A 19,573-nucleotide genomic window follows, 5' to 3' on the forward strand; every position below is an offset into this window, starting at 1 on the left:
CACGGTGATTTGACTCACGAAAACAGGACCGCGCACTCGTCCGGGGCCACCCCGCAGATCATGGGCTGACCTGCGAATTAGAGGGCTCACAGCTGTTCGTGATCATCTCGTTATCTGCCCGCATCCGGCATTCGGTGGATATGACTTCTGGGCGAGGTCTTTGTAGCGTCCTCGACAGCTCCTGACCCGGAGCAAATAATTCCAAACCACGAACCTGCGCGTGAGTGGGGCCGCGGACGGCGTGATCGCCCAGCGGACGTCGGGCTGAAGTCCCGGCGGAGCATGTCGAGCTCCCCATGTCGCACCTGACCGAGACGGTGCGGCCCAGCTCTCCCAGCCTGTGCTTCAGGCGGCGCGCCCGCATGCCGGGCGTCGATGGTGCGCGCTTGTCGAAAGGACAGAAGTTGAAGAACATCCGCAAGACGCTTGGGCTGGCCACCTTTGCCGGGGCACTCGCTGTGGCTCCGATGGCGCTGGGCGCCGGCACCGCGAATGCGGACAGCGGCGTCAACTGGGATGCCGTCGCCGCGTGCGAGTCGGGCGGCAACTGGGCGATCAACACCGGTAACGGCTACTACGGCGGCCTGCAGTTCTCGATGAGCACCTGGCAGTCCAACGGCGGCTCGGGTTCGCCGCACAACGCCTCGCGCGAGGAGCAGATCCGCGTGGCCGAGAACGTGCTGCAGAGTCAGGGCATCGGCGCATGGCCGACCTGCGGTGGGCGTGGCTGACGCACGCCGAGACGCAGAGAGGGGCGGCACCACTGGTGCCGCCCCTTTGCTCTCATAGGCCCCTTACGTCAGATAAGTAACGACTAAAACTTTCGCAACCCTGGTAACACGTGATGTCCGTCACCCGACACCCCGGATAACCGCTGCGGAAGAGTGCAGTCCTTCCACCGCGGTCCTGGTGTCACACGGTCGGGGAAGGACCGCAACATGATGAACATCCGTCACGCTCTCATCCGAGGAATCTGGCTCACGGTGATCGGCGCCGCCTTCGCGCTGGTCCCGATGTTCCTCTCGTCGGCCACGGCAAGCGCCGACTCGGTCAACTGGGACGCCATCGCGCAGTGCGAATCGGGCGGCAACTGGTCGACGAACACCGGGAACGGCCATTACGGCGGCCTGCAGTTCAAACCGGCCACCTGGGCGTCCCACGGCGGGCGCGGCAATCCGGCCACCGCTTCGCGCGGTGAGCAGATCCAGGTCGCCGAACGGGTGCTCGCCACCCAGGGACTCAAGGCCTGGCCGAAGTGCGGTCCGCGCGGCGTCGCCGCCAGCGCCGCGGTGTGGAACGCGCCGCAGGCCCCGCGGGTCGCCGCCCCGGCGGCCGCACCCCGCCCGGCCACCGGTTGCGCCGCGGTCCGCTCCGGCAGCGTGCTCGGGCTCGTCGACCTCAAGCATCTGTGCTCGACCGTGCTGGGCCCGCTGACCGCACGACGCTGATTTCCGCCGGTGGCGGTCAAGCCGGGAGGGTGAAGGCCGAGCGCGCCGCGATCGACGCGAGATGCCGGCTCACCGCAGCCTCGGGTATCGCCACCGTCGCCCTGCTCGCCAGCGCGCTCAGGACGGCGGGGCGGAGATTGACGACGCGTCCGATGAATCTCGACTCCCGCACGAGCGCCCGCACCCTGGCCCGGCGGAACCGTGCGAACCGTCCGAAAGCGGTCACCGCGTCGCCCTCGATCTCCATGAACCGCGCCAGAACGGCCGCATCCTCGAGGCCCTGACAGCCACCCTGACCCAGATGCGGCCGCATGGGGTGAGCCGCGTCGCCGACCAGCGTCACCGGCCCCCGCGACCAGACCCGCGCCTGCTCGCGGTCGTAGAGGTCGTTGCGCAAGACGTCGTCTGCGACCGTGGCCGCGAGAAGGGATGGGATCGGCTCGGCCCAGGCGCGGTACCTGTGTCGCAGATAGTCGAGCTCACCACGCGGCATCGAGCCGCCCGCGGCGGTGCGTTCGGTGGCGAACCAGTAGGTGTGGTCGGGCCCCAGCGGGACGTGACCCACCTCGGTGCCCGCCCCGAGAGTCTCACCGGCCAGCTCCGGATCGAGGCGATGGTTCGCGACGCCCCGCCATGCGGTGTACCCGGCGTAGCGGTGCCGGAGCGGCCCGTTGAGGTGACGGGCCACCAGCGAGCCGACCCCGTCGGCGCCGATCACCGCGGCCGCATCGCGCATCGAACCGTCCGACAGTGTCACGCGAACCCCGCCGGGCGTCGTGTCGATCTCGCGGGCGGCGAGCCCGAGCTGCACGGTGCCGGGCGCCAGCGCGTCGGCGAGGATCTCGGTCAGGTCGGCGCGTCGGGTCACCACCAGCGGTTCGCCCAGCGAGCGCACCATCCGATCGGCCGACGGCCGGCGCAACCACGCACCGTCCTGCCACCGCAGTGCGCCCGCGGTCACCCGGCCGCCGGAGGCGCGGACCGCGTCGCCGAGGCCGAACGCGTCGAGAGCGGCCAGCGCGTTGGGCCAGATGCTGATGCCGGCCCCGGCGGAGGTGTCCACCTTCTCCTCGACGACCGTCACCGGGTGACCGATCCGCTGCAACGCCACCGCGGTGGCCAGACCGGCGATACCCGCGCCGACGACGAAGATGTGCTGCGACATCGGTCGAACTTAACGCGCACCGGTGTGCTACCTACTTGAAGTCATGCCCGACACTGTGTCCGCCCCGATGCCGTCCCCGTTCGCGGATGTCGACGCCTACCTCGCGCTGCCACGGGTGTCCGGTCTGGCCGTCTCGCCCGACGGGTCGCGGGTGGTGACCACGATCGGCGAGCTCGACGACGAGCGCACCGCGTTCGTCACCGCGATCTGGGAGCTCGACCCCGATGGCATCCGGCCCGCCCGCCGCCTCACCCGCGGCGTCAAGGGGGAGCGCGCACCCGCGTTCACCCCCGGCGGCGATCTGCTGTTCCTCGCCTCGCGTCCCACCAAGGACGCCGGAACGGACGCACCCGCCGCGCTGTGGCGGCTGCCCGCCCAAGGTGGGGAAGCGGTCGAGGAACTCGCCCCGCCGGGAGGCGGGTCGGGCGTGCACTGCGCCAGGGCCGCAGGAGTCACCGTCGTGAGCGCGCCGCTGCTGGCCTCGGCCGCCGACCTCGACGACGACAGGAGGCTGCGCGCACTGCGCAAGGACAACAAGGTCTCCGCCGTCCTGCACAGCGGTTACCCGGTCCGCTCCTGGGACCACGACCTCGGACCCGACCAACCGCATCTGCTCGACGCCGCCGACGGCCGCGATCTCACCCCCCGGCCCGGCGGCGGGCTGCGCGACGCCGGCGTCGACCTCAGCGACGACGGCCGTTTCCTCGTCACCTCGTGGCAGAACCCCTCCGCGGGGGCGGCGCTGCGCGACTCCCTGGTGCGCGTGGAGATCGGCAGCGGCGAGCGCAGCACGGTCGCCGACGACCCCGCTGCGGACCTGGGTCATCCGGCGATCTCCCCGGACGGCGGTGCGGTGGCGTTCACCCGCGAGACGATCTCCACTCCGCTGCTGGCGCCACGGATAACCCTGTGCTGCATGCGGTTCGGAGAATCGATGCGCGAACTGACCGCCGAATGGGACCGCTGGCCGACGTCGGTCACCTGGAGCCGCGACGGTGCGACCCTGGTCGTCACCGCCGACGACAACGGGCGCGGACCGATCTACCTGGTCGACCCGGACACCGGTGCGGTCACCCGGCTGACCCACGACGACCACACCTACACCGACGTCACCACCGCGCCCGGCGGTGTCGTCTACGCGATCCGGCACAGCTACGCCGCCCCGCCGCACCCGGTGCGCATCGCCCCCGACGGTGCGGTCACCGTCCTGCCCACCGTCGACGCCCCGGCGCTTCCGGGCACGCTGGACGAGCTCACCACCATCGCGCCGGACGGCGCCGCGGTGCGGTCATGGCTCGCGGTGCCCACCGGCGCCGACGGCAACCACCCGGCGCCGCTGCTGCTCTGGATCCACGGGGGACCGCTCGCCAGCTGGAACGCCTGGCACTGGCGGTGGAATCCGTGGCTGATGGTGGCGCAGGGCTATGCCGTGCTGCTGCCCGACCCGGCGCTGTCCACCGGCTACGGCCAGGACTTCATCCAGCGCGGCTGGGGTGCCTGGGGTGAGGCGCCCTACACGGACCTGATGGCCGCCACCGACGCCGCGATCGCCGATCCGCGCATCGACGGCGACCGCACCGCGGCCATGGGCGGCTCGTTCGGCGGATACATGGCCAACTGGATCGCCGGGCACACCGACCGGTTCGACGCGATCGTCACCCACGCCAGCCTGTGGGCGCTCGATCAGTTCGGCGCCACCACCGACGGCGCCTACTGGTGGGCCCGCGAGATGACACCCGATATGGCGCAACGCAATTCGCCGCACCTGTTCGTGGAGGACATCGCCACACCGATGCTGGTGATCCACGGCGACAAGGACTACCGGGTGCCGATCGGCGAGGCGCTGCGGCTCTGGTACGAGCTGCTCACCAGATCGCGCCTGCCCGCCGACGACTCGGGTGCCGCACCGCACCGGTTCCTCTACTTCCCGTCGGAGAACCACTGGGTGCTCGCCCCCCAGCACGCGAAGCTCTGGTACGAGGTCGTGTTCGCATTCCTGGCCCGGCACGTGCTCGGGCGGGACGTCGAGTTGCCCGAACTGCTCGGGTAGCGTCGCAGCCATGAGTCCCGCAGAGCAGCGTGAATTCGACATCGTCGTGTACGGAGCAACCGGATTCGTCGGGAAACTGACCGCCGAGTACCTGGCCGAGCACGGGGCCGGTGCCCGGATCGCTTTGGCCGGCCGCTCGCAGGACAAGCTGCTCAAGGTCCGCGCGTCGCTGGGGCCGAAGGCCGCGGGCTGGGAACTGATCACCGCCGACGCCTCGCAGCCCTCGACGCTCGACGCGATGGCCGCCCGCACCCGCGTCGTCCTCACCACCGTCGGGCCCTACACCAAGTACGGGCTGCCGCTGGTCGCCGCCTGCGCCGCCGCAGGCACCGACTACGCCGACCTGACCGGCGAGACGATGTTCATCCGCGACAGCATCGACCACCACCACAAGCAGGCGGTGGACACCGGTGCACGCATCGTGCACGCCTGCGGATTCGACTCCATTCCTTCCGATCTCACCGTCTACGCGCTGCACCGCAAGGTGGCCGAGGACGGTGCGGGCGAACTGGGCGACACCAGCATGGTGGTGCGCACGTTCGCCGGTGGCGTCTCCGGCGGCACGCTGGCATCGATACTCGAGGTGCTCAACACCGCGTCCACCGACCCCGAGGCGCGCAGGCAGATGACCGACCCCTACACGCTCTCGCCGGACCGCGGCGCGGAACCCGATCTCGGGGCCCAGCCCGACATCCGATGGCGGCGCGGTGCGGAGATCGCGCCCGAACTGTCCGGGTACTGGACATCGGCGTTCGCGATGGCGGGGCCGAACACCCGCATCGTGCGGCGCAGCAACGCGCTGCTGGATTACGCCTACGGCCGCCGGCTCGAGTACTCCGAGGTGATGAGCAGCGGTCGCACGCCCATCGCGCCCGCGGTCGCCGCGCTGACCACGGCAGGCAGCGCCGCGGTCATGGGCCTCGGGTCGCGCTACTTCCATCGCCTGCCGCGCAAGCTCGTCGACCGCGTGCTGCCCGCCCCGGGCACCGGCCCCAGCGAGCAGACCCGGGAGAAGGGGCATTACACCGTCGAGACCTACACCACCACGACCACCGGTGCGCGATACGTGGCACGAATGTCGCAGCAGGGTGACCCCGGTTACAAGGCGACGGCGGTGCTGCTCGGTGAGTCGGGTCTCGCGCTGGCTTTCGACCGCGACCAGCTGTCCGACCTGCACGGAGTCCTCACCCCCGCGGCGGCGATGGGCGACGCGCTGCTCGCACGGTTCCCCGCTGCCGGTGTGTCCCTGGAGACCTCACGGCTGGCCTGAGCACCGTTGGGACCCGGGCGGTCGGCGGTGTCGTCGCTCCCTAGAATTGACGGGTGACCGCCACCCCTGACGCCCACGCCGAATCCCTGCCCAAATCGTGGGAGCCGGGGGCGGTGGAGGCCGACATCTACCAGGGCTGGGTGGACGCCGGGTACTTCGCCGCGGATCCGGCGAGTGACAAGCCGGCGTACTCGATCGTGCTGCCGCCGCCGAACGTGACCGGCAGCCTGCACATGGGCCACGCACTCGACCACACGCTGATGGACGCGCTCACCCGGCGCAAGCGGATGCAGGGCTTCGAGGTGCTGTGGCTGCCCGGGATGGACCACGCCGGTATCGCCACCCAGACGCTGGTGGAGAAGCAACTCGCCGTCGACGGCAAGACCAAAGAGGACTTCGGCCGCGAACTGTTCATCGACAAGGTATGGGACTGGAAGCGGGAGTCCGGCGGGACCATCGGCGCGCAGATGCGCAGGCTCGGCGACGGCGTCGACTGGAGCCGTGACCGGTTCACCATGGACGACGGCCTGTCCCGTGCCGTGCGCACCATCTTCAAGAAGCTCTACGACGCCGGCCTGATCTACCAGGCCGAGCGCCTGGTCAACTGGTCGCCCGTCCTGGAGACGGCGATCAGCGACCTCGAGGTCAAATACGAAGACGTCGAGGGTGAGCTGGTGTCGTTCCGATACGGCTCGCTGTCGGATGACGAACCGCACATCATCGTCGCCACCACCCGCGTGGAGACCATGCTCGGCGACACCGCGATCGCCGTGCACCCCGACGACGACCGCTATCGCGATCTGGTGGGGACCTCGCTGCCGCACCCGTTCTCGGATCGTCGCATCGTCATCGTCGCCGACACCCACGTCGATCCCGAATTCGGTACCGGCGCAGTCAAAGTCACCCCTGCGCATGACCCCAACGACTTCGAGATCGGGCTGCGGCATGCGCTGCCGATGCCCTCGATCATGGACACCAAGGGCCGCATCGACGGCACCGGAACCCAGTTCGACGGGATGGACCGGTTCGAGGCGCGGGTCAAGGTGCGCGAGGCGCTGGCCGAACAGGGCCGCATCGTCGCCGAGAAGCGGCCCTACCTGCACAGCGTCGGACACTCCGAACGCAGCGGCGAGCCGATCGAGCCGCGGCTGTCACTGCAGTGGTGGGTCAAGGTCGAGGCGCTGGCAAAGGCCGCCGGCGACGCGGTGCGCAACGGGCACACCGTGATCCACCCACCCAGCCTGGAACCGCGCTGGTTCGCCTGGGTCGACAACATGCACGACTGGTGCATCTCCCGGCAGTTGTGGTGGGGCCACCGCATCCCGATCTGGCACGGGCCCGACGGCGAAACCGTCTGCGTCGGACCGGATGAGACCCCGCCGGCCGGCTGGGAACAGGATCCCGACGTGCTCGACACCTGGTTCTCCTCGGCGCTGTGGCCGTTCTCGACCATGGGGTGGCCCGACCGCACGCCCGAGCTGGAGAAGTTCTATCCGACCACGGTGCTGGTCACCGGATACGACATCCTGTTCTTCTGGGTGGCGCGGATGATGATGTTCGGCACTTTCGTCTCGGACGACCCCGCGATCACCCTCGACGGCGCGCGCACGGCGAACGTGCCGTTCGAGAACGTCTTCCTGCACGGGCTGATCCGCGACGAGCACGGCCGCAAGATGAGCAAGTCCCGCGGCAACGGCATCGACCCGCTCGACTGGGTGGAGGCCTTCGGTGCCGATGCGCTGCGCTTCACACTAGCCCGCGGCGCGAGCCCCGGCGGCGACCTGGCGATCGGCGAGGACCACGCGCGCGCCTCGCGGAACTTCGCCACGAAACTGTTCAACGCCACGCGATTCGCGTTGATGAACGGCGCCGCCCCGGCCCCGCTGCCCGACGTCGCGGCGCTCACCGACGCCGACCGGTGGATCCTCGGCCGGCTCGAGCAGGTGCGTGCAGAGGTCGACGCCGCCTTCGACGCCTACGAGTTCAGCCGGGCCTGCGAATCGCTGTACCACTTCGCGTGGGACGAGTTCTGCGACTGGTACGTCGAGCTCGCGAAAGTGCAACTGGGCGAGGGTGTTTCGCACACGACAGCGGTGCTCGCCGCCGTGCTGGACACCCTGCTCAAGCTGCTGCACCCGGTGATGCCGTTCGTCACCGAGGTGCTGTGGAAGACGCTGACCGGTGGCGAGTCGCTGGTGATCGCGGACTGGCCGCAGCCATCCGGCTTCCCGTTGGATTCGGTTGCGGCGCAACGTATCTCCGACACCCAGAAGCTGATCACCGAGGTGCGCCGGTTCCGCAGCGATCAGGGGCTGGCCGACCGGCAGCGGGTGCCCGCCAGGTTGTCCGACATCGAACCGGCCGGGCTGGACGACCACGTGCCCGCGGTGCGTGCCCTGGCCTGGCTGACCGATGCCGGCGACGGGTTCACCCCGTCGGCGTCGGTCGAGGTGCGGCTGTCCGCGGGGACCGTCGTGGTCGAGGTGGACACCTCCGGCACCGTCGACGTCGCCGCCGAACGCCGCCGGCTCGAGAAGGACCTCGCCGCCGCGGAGAAGGAACTGAAGGGCACGACCGCGAAACTCGGCAACGACGCGTTCCTCGCCAAGGCGCCCGCGGAGGTGGTCGACAAGATCCGCACCCGCCAACAGGTGGCAGGCGAGGAGGTCGAGCGGATCACCGCACGCCTGGCCGGGCTGCCGTCGCAATGACCCGGCCCGAGCCGACCCCGGACGAGATCGCCGCGTTGCTGCAGGTCGAGCACCTGCTCGACGCCCGCTGGCCGGAGACCAGGATCGAGCCGACCACCGCGCGGATCAGCGCACTGCTCGAGATGCTCGGCTCCCCTCAGCGCGGCTACCCGTCGATCCACATCGCAGGCACCAACGGCAAGACGTCGGTGGCCCGCATGATCGATGCGCTGCTCACCGCGCTCAGCCGGCGGACCGGCCGGACCACCAGCCCGCACCTGCAGTCGGCGGTCGAGCGCATCGCCATCGACGGTGAACCGATCTCGCCGGGCCGCTACGTCGAGGTCTACCGCGAGATCGAACCGTTCGTCCAGATGGTCGACGAGCAGTCCGAGGCGGCCGGCGGACCGCGGCTGAGCAAGTTCGAGGTGCTCACCGCCATGGCCTTCGCCGCATTCGCCGACGCACCCGTTGACGTCGCGGTCGTCGAGGTCGGCATGGGCGGCCGGTGGGACGCCACCAACGTCGTCAACGCCCCGGTTGCGGTGATCACCCCGATCGGCATCGACCACGCCGACTACCTGGGCGACACGATCGCCGGGATCGCGGGGGAGAAGGCGGGCATCATCACCCGTCAACCCGACGACCTGGTGCCGACCGACACCGTCGCGGTGATCGGGCGCCAGGCGCCCGAGGCCATGGAGGTGCTGCTGGCCGAGGCGGTCCGCGCGGACGCCGCGGTCGCGCGCGAGGACTCCGAATTCGCCGTGCTGTCCCGCCAGGTCGCCGTCGGCGGCCAGCTCCTCGAACTGCAGGGACTCGGCGGTGTGTATCCGGAGATCTTCCTGCCGCTGCACGGGGAACATCAGGCCCACAACGCGGTTCTGGCACTCGCGGCGGTCGAGGCGTTCTTCGGCGCGGGAGCGGAACGCCAACTCGACCTCGACGCGGTCCGGGCCGGTTTCGCGGCCGCCGCCAGCCCCGGCCGGCTGGAACGGCTGCGCAGTGCGCCGACGGTGTTCGTCGACGCGGCGCACAACCCCGCCGGCGCCGCCGCGTTGGCCGACGCGCTGCAGACCGAATTCGACTTCCGCTTCCTCGTCGCGGTGGTGTCGGTGATGGGGGACAAGGACGTCGACGGGATCCTTGCGGCGCTCGAACCGGCGTTCGACCAGATCGTCGTCACCCACAACGGTTCGCCGCGGGCGCTCGACGTCGAGGCGCTCGCGGTGCGCGCCGAGGAGCGCTTCGGACCCGAACGCGTGATCCGGGCCGCCACACTGCCCGACGCCATCGAGACCGCGACCGCGGTGGTCGAGGACTCCGGCGGCGACGGCGAAGGACTCTCCGGCGCCGGGATGGTCATCACCGGGTCGGTGGTCACCGCCGGGGCCGCGCGCACCCTGTTCGGGAGGGATCCGCAGTGAGCGAGCAGCCCGCACCGCAGGCGCCCGACCCGTGGCGCAGCTTCCGCGGGGTGATGGCGGGCACGCTCATCCTGGAAGCGATCGTGGTGCTGCTGGCGCTGCCGGTGGTGTCCGTCTCCCACGGCGGCCTGACCGCCACCAGCGGTGGGTTCCTCATCTGTTTCGCCGTCGTGCTGATCCTGCTGTGCGGCGTCCAGGGCCGGCCCTGGGCGCTGTGGGCGAACCTCGGTCTGCAGGTGGTGCTCATCGCGGGGTTTTTCATCCACGCGGCCATCGGCTTCATCGGGGTGGTGTTCGCCGCCGTGTGGGGTTTGATCGTGTACCTGCGGGCCGAGGTGCGGCGGCGGGAGAAGCGCGGGTTGCTGCCTGGTCAGCAGAGCGCCGAGGACTGACCGGGCACCGTGCTGCAGTACGCTGTGCGCCGTGACTGAGCGGACCCTGGTGTTGATCAAGCCCGACGGCGTGCAACGGCGCCTGGTCGGGGAAATCCTCGGCCGGATCGAGCGGAAAGGCCTGACCCTCGCGGCTCTCGAGCTGAAGACGGTCAGCGACGACCTGGCCCGGCGGCACTACGCCGAGCACGAGGGCAAGCCGTTCTTCGATTCGCTGCTGGAATTCATCACCTCCGGGCCCGTCGTCGCCGCAATCGTCGAGGGTCCCCGGGCGATCGCCGCGTTCCGTCAGATCGCAGGCGGCACCGATCCGGTGGAGAAGGCCACACCCGGCACCATCCGCGGCGACCTGGCGTTGGTGACCCAGGACAACCTGGTGCACGGCTCCGACTCGCCGGAGTCCGCGGCCCGCGAGATCGACCTCTGGTTCCCCGGCCGCTGACGCTGTTCGCGGCGCCTGGTCTTGGGGCGCCGTGTCGTGTGGGATACTGGTCGCGGGTAGCCGGACTTCAACCGGAGTTCGTCGCCCGAATGAAGACTTCGACGTGCGCGACCACCGTGAACGCGGTGCGGCGCCGACCGTCCAGCCGTCATTCAGCCAGGCACTGAGTGGGTTCTGACCTAGGGCCGCTCGGAGCGAGACCACAACAAGCCCGGGGAAGTCCTACCGGGCACAACAGCGGAAGCCCTCGCGTGGCCGCGTCGACACGACGCGCCCGGGGGCTTGAGGAGAATACGTGGCCGACAGTGAAAATACTCAAGCCCAAGACTCACCGGACTCGGCAGAAGAGATCCACGCAGCCGAAACGCCTCGCGAGAGACTTCCCGAACGCCTGAGGGTCCATTCACTGGCCCGGGTGCTGGGCACCACCAGCAGGCGGGTGCTCGACGCGCTGGCCGAACTCGACGGCCGCGCCCGCAGCGCGCACTCGACCGTGGACAAGACCGAGGCCGAGAAGGTGCGCGAAGTGCTGGCCGGCGGCGACGGGGAGACCCGAGCCGAGCCGGTCGCCGAGGTCCCGGAGATCCCCGAGGTTCCCGACACGCCCGACGTCACCGAGGTGACCGTCGAGACGGTCGAGGCCGTCGAGGTCGCGATCGACATCCCCGCCGCCGACGGCGAGGAGTCCTTTGCGCCCGACCAGGAGCCCGAGTCCCGGCTGATCCTCGAGACCGCCGGGGTCGAGCGGGCGGACTACCTTCCGCTGTTCGTCGCACCCCAGCCGGTGCGGTTCGAGCCCGCCGACGACGACGAGGACGACGAGGACGACGACACCGCCGCGTCGGCCGACAGCGAGGACGACGACGAGGACGACCAGTCCGAGCGGCCCGCGGCACGGCGCCGGCGGCGTGGACGCCGGGGCCGGGGCCGGGGCCGGGGCGAGCAGAGCGACGACAACGGCGATGCCGACACCGCCGAGGCCGCCGAGCCGAAGACCGACGGTCAGGCCGACTCCGATCAGGACACCGGCGACGACTCCGAGGACGACAGCGACGAGGACACCTCGGGCGGTGACGGCAGTTCGCGCCGACGCCGCCGCAGGCGCCGGCGCAAGTCCGGCTCCTCGGACGACTCCGACAACGGCTCACCCGACGATCCGCCGAACACCGTCGTTCACGAACGCCCGCCGCGCGAGCGGGGCGGCAAGTCCGGCGACAGCGACGACAACGAGATCCAGGGCATCAGCGGCTCGACGCGGCTGGAAGCCAAACGGCAGCGCCGCCGCGACCGCCGCGACGCCGGTCGCCGCCGCCCGCCGATCCTGTCCGAGGCGGAGTTCCTGGCCCGCCGCGAGGCCGTCGAACGCGTCATGGTGGTGCGCGACAAGGTCCGCACCGAACCGCCCCACGAGGGCGCGCGCTACACCCAGATCGCCGTGCTCGAGGACGGCGTCGTCGTCGAACACTTCGTGACGTCGCCGGCGTCGGCGTCGCTGGTCGGCAACATCTACCTCGGCATCGTGCAGAACGTGTTGCCCTCGATGGAGGCGGCGTTCGTCGACATCGGCCGCGGCCGCAACGGCGTGCTCTACGCCGGTGAGGTGAACTGGGAGGCCGCGGGTCTGGGCGGGCAGAACCGCAAGATCGAGCAGGCCCTCAAACCGGGCGACTACGTCGTCGTGCAGGTCAGCAAGGACCCCGTCGGGCACAAGGGCGCCCGCCTGACCACCCAGGTGTCGCTGGCCGGCCGCTATCTGGTGTACGTGCCGGGTGCGTCGTCGACCGGGATCAGCCGCAAGCTGCCCGACACCGAGCGGCAACGGCTCAAGGAGATTCTGCGCGAAGTGGTCCCCGCCGACGCGGGCGTGATCATCCGCACGGCGTCCGAGGGCGTCAAGGAAGACGACATCCGCTCGGATGTGAACCGTCTGCAGGAACGCTGGACGCAGATCGAGACGAAGGCCGCCGAGATCACCGCGAAGAAGGCCGGCGCCGCCGTCGCGCTCTACGAAGAGCCCGACGTGCTGGTCAAGGTGATCCGCGATCTGTTCAACGAGGACTTCTCCGGGCTGATCGTCTCCGGTGACGAGGCCTGGAACACCATCAACTCCTACGTCGAGTCCGTGGCGCCCGATCTGATGCCGCGCCTGACCAAGTACGAGCCCGCCGGCGACGGCGACCGTCCCGACGTGTTCGCCGTGCACCGCATCGACGAGCAGCTCGCCAAGGCGATGGACCGCAAGGTGTGGCTGCCCTCCGGCGGCACCCTCGTGATCGACCGGACCGAGGCGATGACCGTCGTCGACGTCAACACCGGGAAGTTCACCGGTTCGGGCGGCAACCTCGAGCAGACCGTCACCCGCAACAACCTCGAGGCGGCCGAGGAGATCGTGCGCCAGCTGCGGCTGCGCGACATCGGCGGCATCATCGTCATCGACTTCATCGACATGGTGCTCGAGTCGAACCGCGATCTGGTGTTGCGCCGGCTGACCGAGGCGCTGGCCCGTGACCGCACCCGCCACCAGGTGTCCGAGGTGACGTCGCTCGGCCTGGTCCAGCTGACCCGTAAGCGCCTGGGCACGGGCCTGATCGAGGCGTTCTCCACACCGTGTCCGCACTGCGCGGGCCGCGGCATCGTGTTGCACGGCGACCCGATCGACAACGCGTCGGGCCCCGGTCGCGGCAAGTCAGAGCCGGGGACCGGCAGACGCAGCAAGCGCGGCAAGAAGGGCGGCAAGCCCGAGGAGGTGCCGGTGGCCAAGGTGCCGCCCCACCCCGCCGGTGAACACCCGATGTTCAAGGCGATGGCCGCCGCCAACGGCCGAGACGGCGACGACGCCGACGACGATTCCGACGACGAGACCCGGCAGGTCGGCGCTTCCGAGGACGACACCGCGGAGAAGGTGCACGACTCCGTCGGTGAGGAACTCGACGACGAGGACTTCGAGGATTCGGACGACTCCGACGACGACTCGGATGACGAGGACGCCGACGAGATCGACCTCGACAACGACGACGACGAAGAGGACGACGACATCGAGGTCCTCGACGACGACGAGGAAGACTCCGATGAGGATTCCGAGGACGACGAGGACTCCGACGAGGACTCCGACGACGAGGACGAACCCGAGGTGATCGCGGTCCCGGCGCGGCGTCCGCGGCGACGCGCGGCCGCGCGTCCGGCGGGTCCGCCCAGCAGCGAGTAGGCGGTTTGACCCTTTCCCTGCTGGTCACGTACCCTTGACCAGTTGCCGCCAGGCTGACTGCCGGCGGCGGCGGGATCGAATCGACACCCGCACCCAGACCCGCGCACGCAGCCCCCGGGCAACGCAGTGCGCGCACCGGCTACGGAAGAGGACTAGGACACGATGGCGAGTTACGCAATCGTCAAGACCGGCGGCAAGCAGTACAAGGTCGCCGTTGGTGATGTGGTCAAGGTCGAGAAGCTCGACTCCGAGCCGGGCGCCTCGGTGTCGCTGCCGGTCGCGCTGGTCGTCGACGGTGCCAACGTCACCGCCAAGGCCGAGGACCTGGCCAAGGTCGCGGTCACCGGTGAGGTGCTCGAGCACACCAAGGGCCCGAAGATCCGGATCCACAAGTTCAAGAACAAGACCGGCTACCACAAGCGTCAGGGCCACCGTCAGCAGCTGACGGTCCTGCGCGTCACCGGCATCAAGTAACTGGAGGCGAAGACATGGCACACAAGAAGGGCGCGTCCAGCTCGCGCAACGGTCGTGATTCCGCCGCCCAGCGGCTCGGTGTGAAGCGCTTCGGCGGTCAGGTCGTCAAGGCCGGCGAGATCATCGTGCGCCAGCGCGGCACCCATTTCCATCCCGGCACCAACGTCGGCCGTGGCGGCGACGACACGCTGTTCGCCACCGCACCCGGTTCCGTCGAATTCGGGAGCCGTCGCGGTCGCAAGACCGTCAACATCGTTCCGGTCGCTCGGGACTGACAACACCCGGGACTTACGCCAATGTGAAGCTGCTGCGAATTTCCCCCGGGATTCTCGCAGCAGCTTCACGTTCGTTCGAGAGGTAAGTCCCATGCCCCGGTTCGTCGACCGCGTCGTGATCCACGCGCGGGCCGGCAACGGCGGCAATGGCTGTGCGTCGGTGCACCGCGAGAAGTTCAAACCGCTCGGCGGTCCCGACGGCGGTAACGGCGGTCGCGGCGGCAGCATCGTGCTGGTCGTCGACCCGCAGGTGCACACGCTGCTCGACTTCCACTTCCATCCGCACGTCGTGGCCCCGTCCGGCAAGCAGGGCGCGGGCAGCAATCGCGATGGCGCGGCGGGCGCCGACCTCGAGGTCAGGGTGCCCGACGGCACCGTCGTCCTCGACGAAGAAGGCCGCGTGCTGGCCGATCTCGTCGGCGCGGGCACCCGGTTCGAAGCCGCGGCCGGCGGTCGCGGCGGCCTCGGCAACGCGGCGCTGGCCTCCCGCTCCCGTAGGGCCCCCGGGTTCGCACTGCTGGGCGAGAAGGGGCAGGTCCGCGAGCTCACCCTCGAGTTGAAGACCGTCGCCGACGTCGGGCTGATCGGCTTCCCCTCGGCGGGTAAATCCTCACTGGTCTCGACGATCTCGGCGGCCAAGCCGAAGATCGCCGACTACCCCTTCACCACCCTGGTGCCCAACCTCGGGGTGGTCTCGGCGGGTGACCACACCTTCACCGTCGCCGACGTCCCCGGCTTGATCCCCGGCGCGTCCGAGGGGCGCGGGCTCGGCCTGGAGTTCCTCCGCCACATCGAACGCTGCGCGGTGTTGGTGCACGTCGTCGACTGCGCGACCATGGAGCCCGGCCGCGACCCGGTCTCCGACATCGAGGCGCTCGAAGCCGAACTGGCCGCCTATCGCCCGACGCTGCAGGGTGATTCGACCCTCGGCGACCTCGCCGAACGCCCCCGTGCGGTGGTGCTCAACAAGATCGACGTGCCCGACGCCCGGGACATGGCCGACTTCGTGCGCGACGAGGTGGCGGAGAAGTTCGGCTGGCCGGTGTTCGAGGTCTCCACCGTGGCGCGAGAAGGTCTGCGGCCGTTCATCTTCGCGCTGTGGGACATGGTCCGCACCTACCGCGACGCCCAACCGCCGGTGGTGCCGCGCCGCCCGATCATCCGGCCCATTCCCGTCGACGAGACAGGGTTCTCGGTGGAGCCCGACGGACAGGGCGGCTTCGTCGTGCGCGGCACCCGGCCCGAACGCTGGATCAACCAGACCGATTTCGACAACGACGAGGCGGTCGGCTATCTCGGTGACCGGTTGGCCCGCCTCGGCGTCGAGGAGGAGCTGCTGCGGCTCGGGGCGCGTCCCGGCTGTGCGGTGACGATCGGCGACATGACGTTCGACTGGGAACCGCAGACCCCCGCCGGGGTGGACGTGCAGATGTCCGGCCGAGGGACCGACACCCGCCTCGAGCAGACCGACCGCGTCTCGGCCGCCGAGCGCAAGATCGCCCGGCGGGAGCGTCGGCAGTCCACCGACGAGCCCGGCGGTGAGGAATGACCGCGACCGCAGGCAATACCTCGACGCATCGCGAGGCGATCCGCACCGCGCGCAGCGTCGTCGTCAAGATCGGGACCACGGCGCTGACGACGCCGTCCGGCGTGTTCGACGCCAACCGTCTGGCCACGCTGGTCGAGGCGATCGAGAAGCGGATGAAGGCGGGCTCCGACGTCGTCATCGTGTCGTCCGGCGCCATCGCCGCGGGCATCGAACCGTTGCGGCTGTCCAAGCGGCCGACGGATCTGGCCACCAAACAGGCCGCGGCCAGCGTCGGGCAGGTCGCGCTCATCAACTCGTGGAACACCGCCTTCGCGCGGTATGAGCGCACCGTGGGGCAGGTCCTGCTCACGGCGCACGACATCTCGATGCGCGCCCAGCACACCAACGCCGCCCGCACACTCGACCGTCTGCGGGCGCTGCACGCGGTCGCGATCGTCAACGAGAACGACACCGTCGCGACCAACGAGATCCGGTTCGGCGACAACGACCGGCTCTCGGCGCTGGTGGCGCATCTGGTCGGGGCGGACGCGCTCGTGCTGCTGTCCGACATCGACGGCCTCTACGACGGTGACCCGCGAAAAGCCGGCCCGGACAATCCGGCCCGCTTCATCCCGGAGGTGAACGGCTCCGCCGACCTCGACGGTGTGGTGGCCGGGCGCGGCAGCCACCTCGGCACCGGGGGCATGGCGTCGAAGTTGTCGTCGGCGCTGCTGGCCGCCGACGCGGGCGTTCCGGTGCTGCTGGCCGCGGCCGCCGACGCCGCCACCGCGCTGTCCGATGCGTCGGTCGGCACGGTGTTCGCCCCGCGCCCCGGGCGGATGTCGGCGCGGCGGTTCTGGGTACGCTACGCCGCCGAATCCGCCGGTGCGCTCACCCTGGACCAGGGCGCGGTCAATGCCGTTGTGGGGCAGCGGCGTTCGCTGCTCCCCGCGGGTATCACCGCGGTGTCCGGGCGGTTCTACGGCGGTGACGTCGTCGAACTGCGCGCACCGGACGCGACCATGGTCGCCCGCGGCGTCGTCGCCTACGACGCGACCGAACTCGCCACCATGCTCGGCAGGTCGACGTCGGACCTACCCGCCGAGATGCGCAGGCCGGCCGTTCACGCCGACGACCTCGTCGCGGTCTGAGCGGTCCGCGCGGATGTGGGCCACCAGCCCCTTCACCCGCCGGGCCCGACGGCGTGCGCCGTCGAGGACGTCGTCGTCGGCGGGGCGAATCTCGACGCCATGGGCCTCGGCGGTCGCGGTGAGGGCCCTGCGCACCGCGGGGTCGGCGAGCAGCACGGTGGCCAGCATCCCCGGCGTGAGCGTCTTCTCGCGCAGCAGCCCGCGGTAGTGCACCTCGGCCGGGATCGCCACCTCGAACACCCCGCGGAACACGCCGTCGGCGGTGGCGACGATCAGCGTGAGCGCCGCCTGCGACGCGGCGCTGAGCGCGAGCCCGCGGAACGGGAACCAGGGCACCGGCAGTCTGTCGATCTGCTTGTCCAGGGCGCCGGACAGCAAATATCCGGCCAGCTTGTGCGTCTCGATCGCCTTGACGTCCGACCACTGAACGCCGTCGCCGTCGAACTCCACCTCGTCACCGCTGATGGCCAGCCCGCCGAAGCGGTTCAGCAGCCGCAGCAGGTCGCGCAGCGGTTCGGGGGCCGGCACGAGCCTGGCCAGGGCGTCGCCGACCCCGACCGCCCATCGTCCGTCGACGGCGGCGGGTGCGGGCCTCAGACCGAATACGGAGAGCATCCCGCCATTCAAGGGCATCTAGGCCGAGGAGGCGAGAGCGGGTAGCTCGTCGGCCAGCAGGGCCAGCATCGGCGAGCAGCCGTTGTCGAGTTTGACCGTCGCGAGGTCGTCACCGCGGGTGGGGCCGCGGTTGACGATCGCGACCGGTATACCGCGTGCGGCGGCATGCCGGACGAACCGGTAGCCGGAGAACACGGTCAGCGAGGAACCGGCGACCAGCAGGACGTCCGCGGCATCGACCATCGCGAAGGCCTGTTCGACGCGGGGTTTGGGCACGCTCTCGCCGAAGTACACGATGTCGGGTTTGAGCATGCCGCCGCAGACCGGACAGTCGACGATGCGGAAGCTGTCCGTGTCACCGATGATCGCATCGGCGTCCGGCGCGACGGCGATGCCGCCGACCGCCTCGGCGCGCTCGAGGAACCCCGGGTTGGCTGCCTCCAGCAGTTCGGCGAGCGTCGCACGCGACATGGAGTGCCCGCAGTCGAGACAGACCACCCGCGCGTAGGTGCCGTGCAGGTCGACGACGTGACGGCTGCCGGCCTTGGTGTGCAACAGGTCGACGTTCTGGGTGATCAACCCGGTGACCACCCCGGCGCGCTCCAGGGCGGCCAGCGCCCGGTGGCCGGCGTTGGGCAGGGTGGCCGCCATGTGCCGCCACCCGACGTGGTTGCGCGCCCAGTACCGCTGCCGGAACACCGGGTCGGACGTGAACTGGCGGATGGTCATCGGATTGCTCGGCGGCGAGTCCGGCCCGCGGTAGTCGGGGATACCGGAGTCGGTCGACATCCCGGCCCCGGTGAGTGCCGCGACGCGGCGGCCGGTCAGCAGCGCGACCAGTTCCGGTGATTCCACCTCATCCAGACTACGACGGCCCGCCGTGGGCGTTGGCGCTCAGTGCAGGCAGTCAGCGGCGACGGCGAGTTCGGCGCTCATGTTCTCCTCCATCATCCGCAACGCCGCCTCGCCCAGTTCGGCATCGATGTGGGCGACCGCATCGCGAGGGATCACCACCGGGAAGTGCCGGACGTAGGCGTCGAGTGCGGTGTAGAGGATGCACTGCTCGGTCACCTGACCGGTCAGCACGACGCGCTCGGGTTCGAGTTGGTTGAGCAGATAGGCCAGCGATGTGGCGTAGAAGGCACTGTGGCGGACCTTCGTCATGACCCGGAAACCCTGTTGCGGCACGATCGGTTTGACGAGGTCGGGCCGTTCGCCGTCGAGTGCCGAGCGGACGATGTCGCTGAACTCGGCGCTGAAGTCGCCGTAGTTGTCGTTGACGTAGATGAGGTCGACGTCGTCACGCGCGCGGGCGTCGGCGATGAGTTTCGCCAGGGGATCGACGATCCCTTCGACGTTCGGCACCAGCTTCTCGGCGTCGGGGTGGTCGTAGGTATTCATCATGTCGATGATCAGTACGGCGGTTCTACCCATGGCGCAG

Annotated in this window: 16 protein-coding genes and 1 pseudogene; 13 read left to right on the top strand and 4 right to left on the bottom strand. The window is 70.1% G+C overall.

Annotation, left to right across the window (positions count from 1 at the left end):
• Positions 1 to 503: 503 nt before the first annotated feature.
• Positions 504 to 731, top strand: a pseudogene (locus tag AU196_RS15900) (transglycosylase family protein); the annotation flags it as partial.
• 207 nt (positions 732 to 938) lie between these two features.
• Positions 939 to 1,448, top strand: a complete 510-nt coding sequence (locus AU196_RS15905) for a transglycosylase family protein (protein WP_059096106.1) — start codon at positions 939 to 941, stop codon at positions 1,446 to 1,448.
• 16 nt (positions 1,449 to 1,464) lie between these two features.
• Here AU196_RS15905 and AU196_RS15910 read toward each other — a convergent pair whose 3' ends face one another.
• Positions 1,465 to 2,613 carry an FAD-dependent monooxygenase gene (locus AU196_RS15910; RefSeq protein ID WP_059096023.1) on the bottom strand — a complete coding sequence of 383 codons (1,149 nt, stop codon included), beginning with the start codon at positions 2,611 to 2,613 and terminating at the stop codon, positions 1,465 to 1,467.
• Positions 2,614 to 2,656: 43 nt separating this feature from the next.
• Here AU196_RS15910 and AU196_RS15915 point away from each other — a divergent pair, with 43 nt between their 5' ends.
• The 11 genes from AU196_RS15915 (at position 2,657) to proB (ending at position 17,517) form a co-directional block, all read left to right on the top strand.
• A complete protein-coding gene (locus tag AU196_RS15915; RefSeq protein WP_059096024.1) occupies positions 2,657 to 4,663 on the top strand; it encodes a prolyl oligopeptidase family serine peptidase in 2,007 nt (668 codons plus the stop codon).
• Between the two features lie 10 nt (positions 4,664 to 4,673).
• Positions 4,674 to 5,933, top strand: a complete 1,260-nt coding sequence (locus AU196_RS15920; protein ID WP_059096025.1) for a saccharopine dehydrogenase family protein — start codon at positions 4,674 to 4,676, stop codon at positions 5,931 to 5,933.
• A gap of 53 nt (positions 5,934 to 5,986) precedes the next feature.
• Positions 5,987 to 8,644 (top strand): valine--tRNA ligase, encoded by a 2,658-nt coding sequence (locus AU196_RS15925; protein WP_059096026.1) that lies wholly within the window; start codon positions 5,987 to 5,989, stop codon positions 8,642 to 8,644.
• Positions 8,641 to 10,050, top strand: coding sequence for a bifunctional tetrahydrofolate synthase/dihydrofolate synthase (gene folC, locus AU196_RS15930; protein ID WP_059096027.1), 1,410 nt, complete (start codon positions 8,641 to 8,643; stop codon positions 10,048 to 10,050). Before AU196_RS15925 ends, folC begins: the two co-directional genes overlap by 4 nt.
• Positions 10,051 to 10,103: 53 nt before the next feature.
• Positions 10,104 to 10,442 (top strand): DUF4233 domain-containing protein, encoded by a 339-nt coding sequence (locus tag AU196_RS15935; RefSeq protein WP_082695740.1) that lies wholly within the window; start codon positions 10,104 to 10,106, stop codon positions 10,440 to 10,442.
• A gap of 31 nt (positions 10,443 to 10,473) precedes the next feature.
• Positions 10,474 to 10,884 carry a nucleoside-diphosphate kinase gene (ndk, locus tag AU196_RS15940; RefSeq protein ID WP_059096029.1) on the top strand — a complete coding sequence of 137 codons (411 nt, stop codon included), beginning with the start codon at positions 10,474 to 10,476 and terminating at the stop codon, positions 10,882 to 10,884.
• Between the two features lie 295 nt (positions 10,885 to 11,179).
• Entirely contained in the window at positions 11,180 to 14,089 is a 2,910-nt protein-coding gene (gene rne / locus AU196_RS15945; protein WP_059096030.1) for a ribonuclease E, read from the top strand.
• A 162-nt stretch (positions 14,090 to 14,251) separates the two neighbouring features.
• On the top strand, positions 14,252 to 14,563 hold the full coding sequence (gene rplU / locus AU196_RS15950; protein ID WP_059096031.1) for a 50S ribosomal protein L21: 312 nt from the start codon (positions 14,252 to 14,254) through the stop codon (positions 14,561 to 14,563).
• Positions 14,564 to 14,577: 14 nt separating this feature from the next.
• Positions 14,578 to 14,838, top strand: a complete 261-nt coding sequence (rpmA, locus tag AU196_RS15955; RefSeq protein WP_059096032.1) for a 50S ribosomal protein L27 — start codon at positions 14,578 to 14,580, stop codon at positions 14,836 to 14,838.
• 91 nt (positions 14,839 to 14,929) lie between these two features.
• Positions 14,930 to 16,387: a GTPase ObgE gene (gene obgE / locus AU196_RS15960; protein ID WP_059096033.1), complete on the top strand. Its 1,458-nt coding sequence runs from the start codon at positions 14,930 to 14,932 to the stop codon at positions 16,385 to 16,387.
• The gene (gene proB / locus AU196_RS15965; RefSeq protein ID WP_059096034.1) at positions 16,384 to 17,517 is read left to right on the top strand and encodes a glutamate 5-kinase; all 1,134 of its coding nucleotides are present in this window, start codon (positions 16,384 to 16,386) and stop codon (positions 17,515 to 17,517) included. Before obgE ends, proB begins: the two co-directional genes overlap by 4 nt.
• On the opposite strand, the gene AU196_RS15970 is transcribed toward proB, so the two are convergent.
• Genes AU196_RS15970 through AU196_RS15980 form a run of 3 tightly spaced genes read right to left on the bottom strand, consistent with a single transcriptional unit; the run spans position 17,461 to position 19,566 of the window.
• Positions 17,461 to 18,132, bottom strand: coding sequence for a hypothetical protein (locus tag AU196_RS15970; protein ID WP_231737601.1), 672 nt, complete (start codon positions 18,130 to 18,132; stop codon positions 17,461 to 17,463). The genes proB and AU196_RS15970 overlap by 57 nt on opposite strands.
• Before the next feature lie 18 nt (positions 18,133 to 18,150).
• Positions 18,151 to 18,987 carry an NAD-dependent protein deacetylase gene (locus tag AU196_RS15975; RefSeq protein WP_059096036.1) on the bottom strand — a complete coding sequence of 279 codons (837 nt, stop codon included), beginning with the start codon at positions 18,985 to 18,987 and terminating at the stop codon, positions 18,151 to 18,153.
• A gap of 39 nt (positions 18,988 to 19,026) precedes the next feature.
• A complete protein-coding gene (locus tag AU196_RS15980; protein WP_059096037.1) occupies positions 19,027 to 19,566 on the bottom strand; it encodes a cysteine hydrolase family protein in 540 nt (179 codons plus the stop codon).
• Positions 19,567 to 19,573: the final 7 nt, after the last annotated feature.

The sequence above is a fragment of the Mycobacterium sp. IS-1742 genome (assembly GCF_001500125.1).
Taxonomy (GTDB): Bacteria; Actinomycetota; Actinomycetes; order Mycobacteriales; family Mycobacteriaceae; genus Mycobacterium.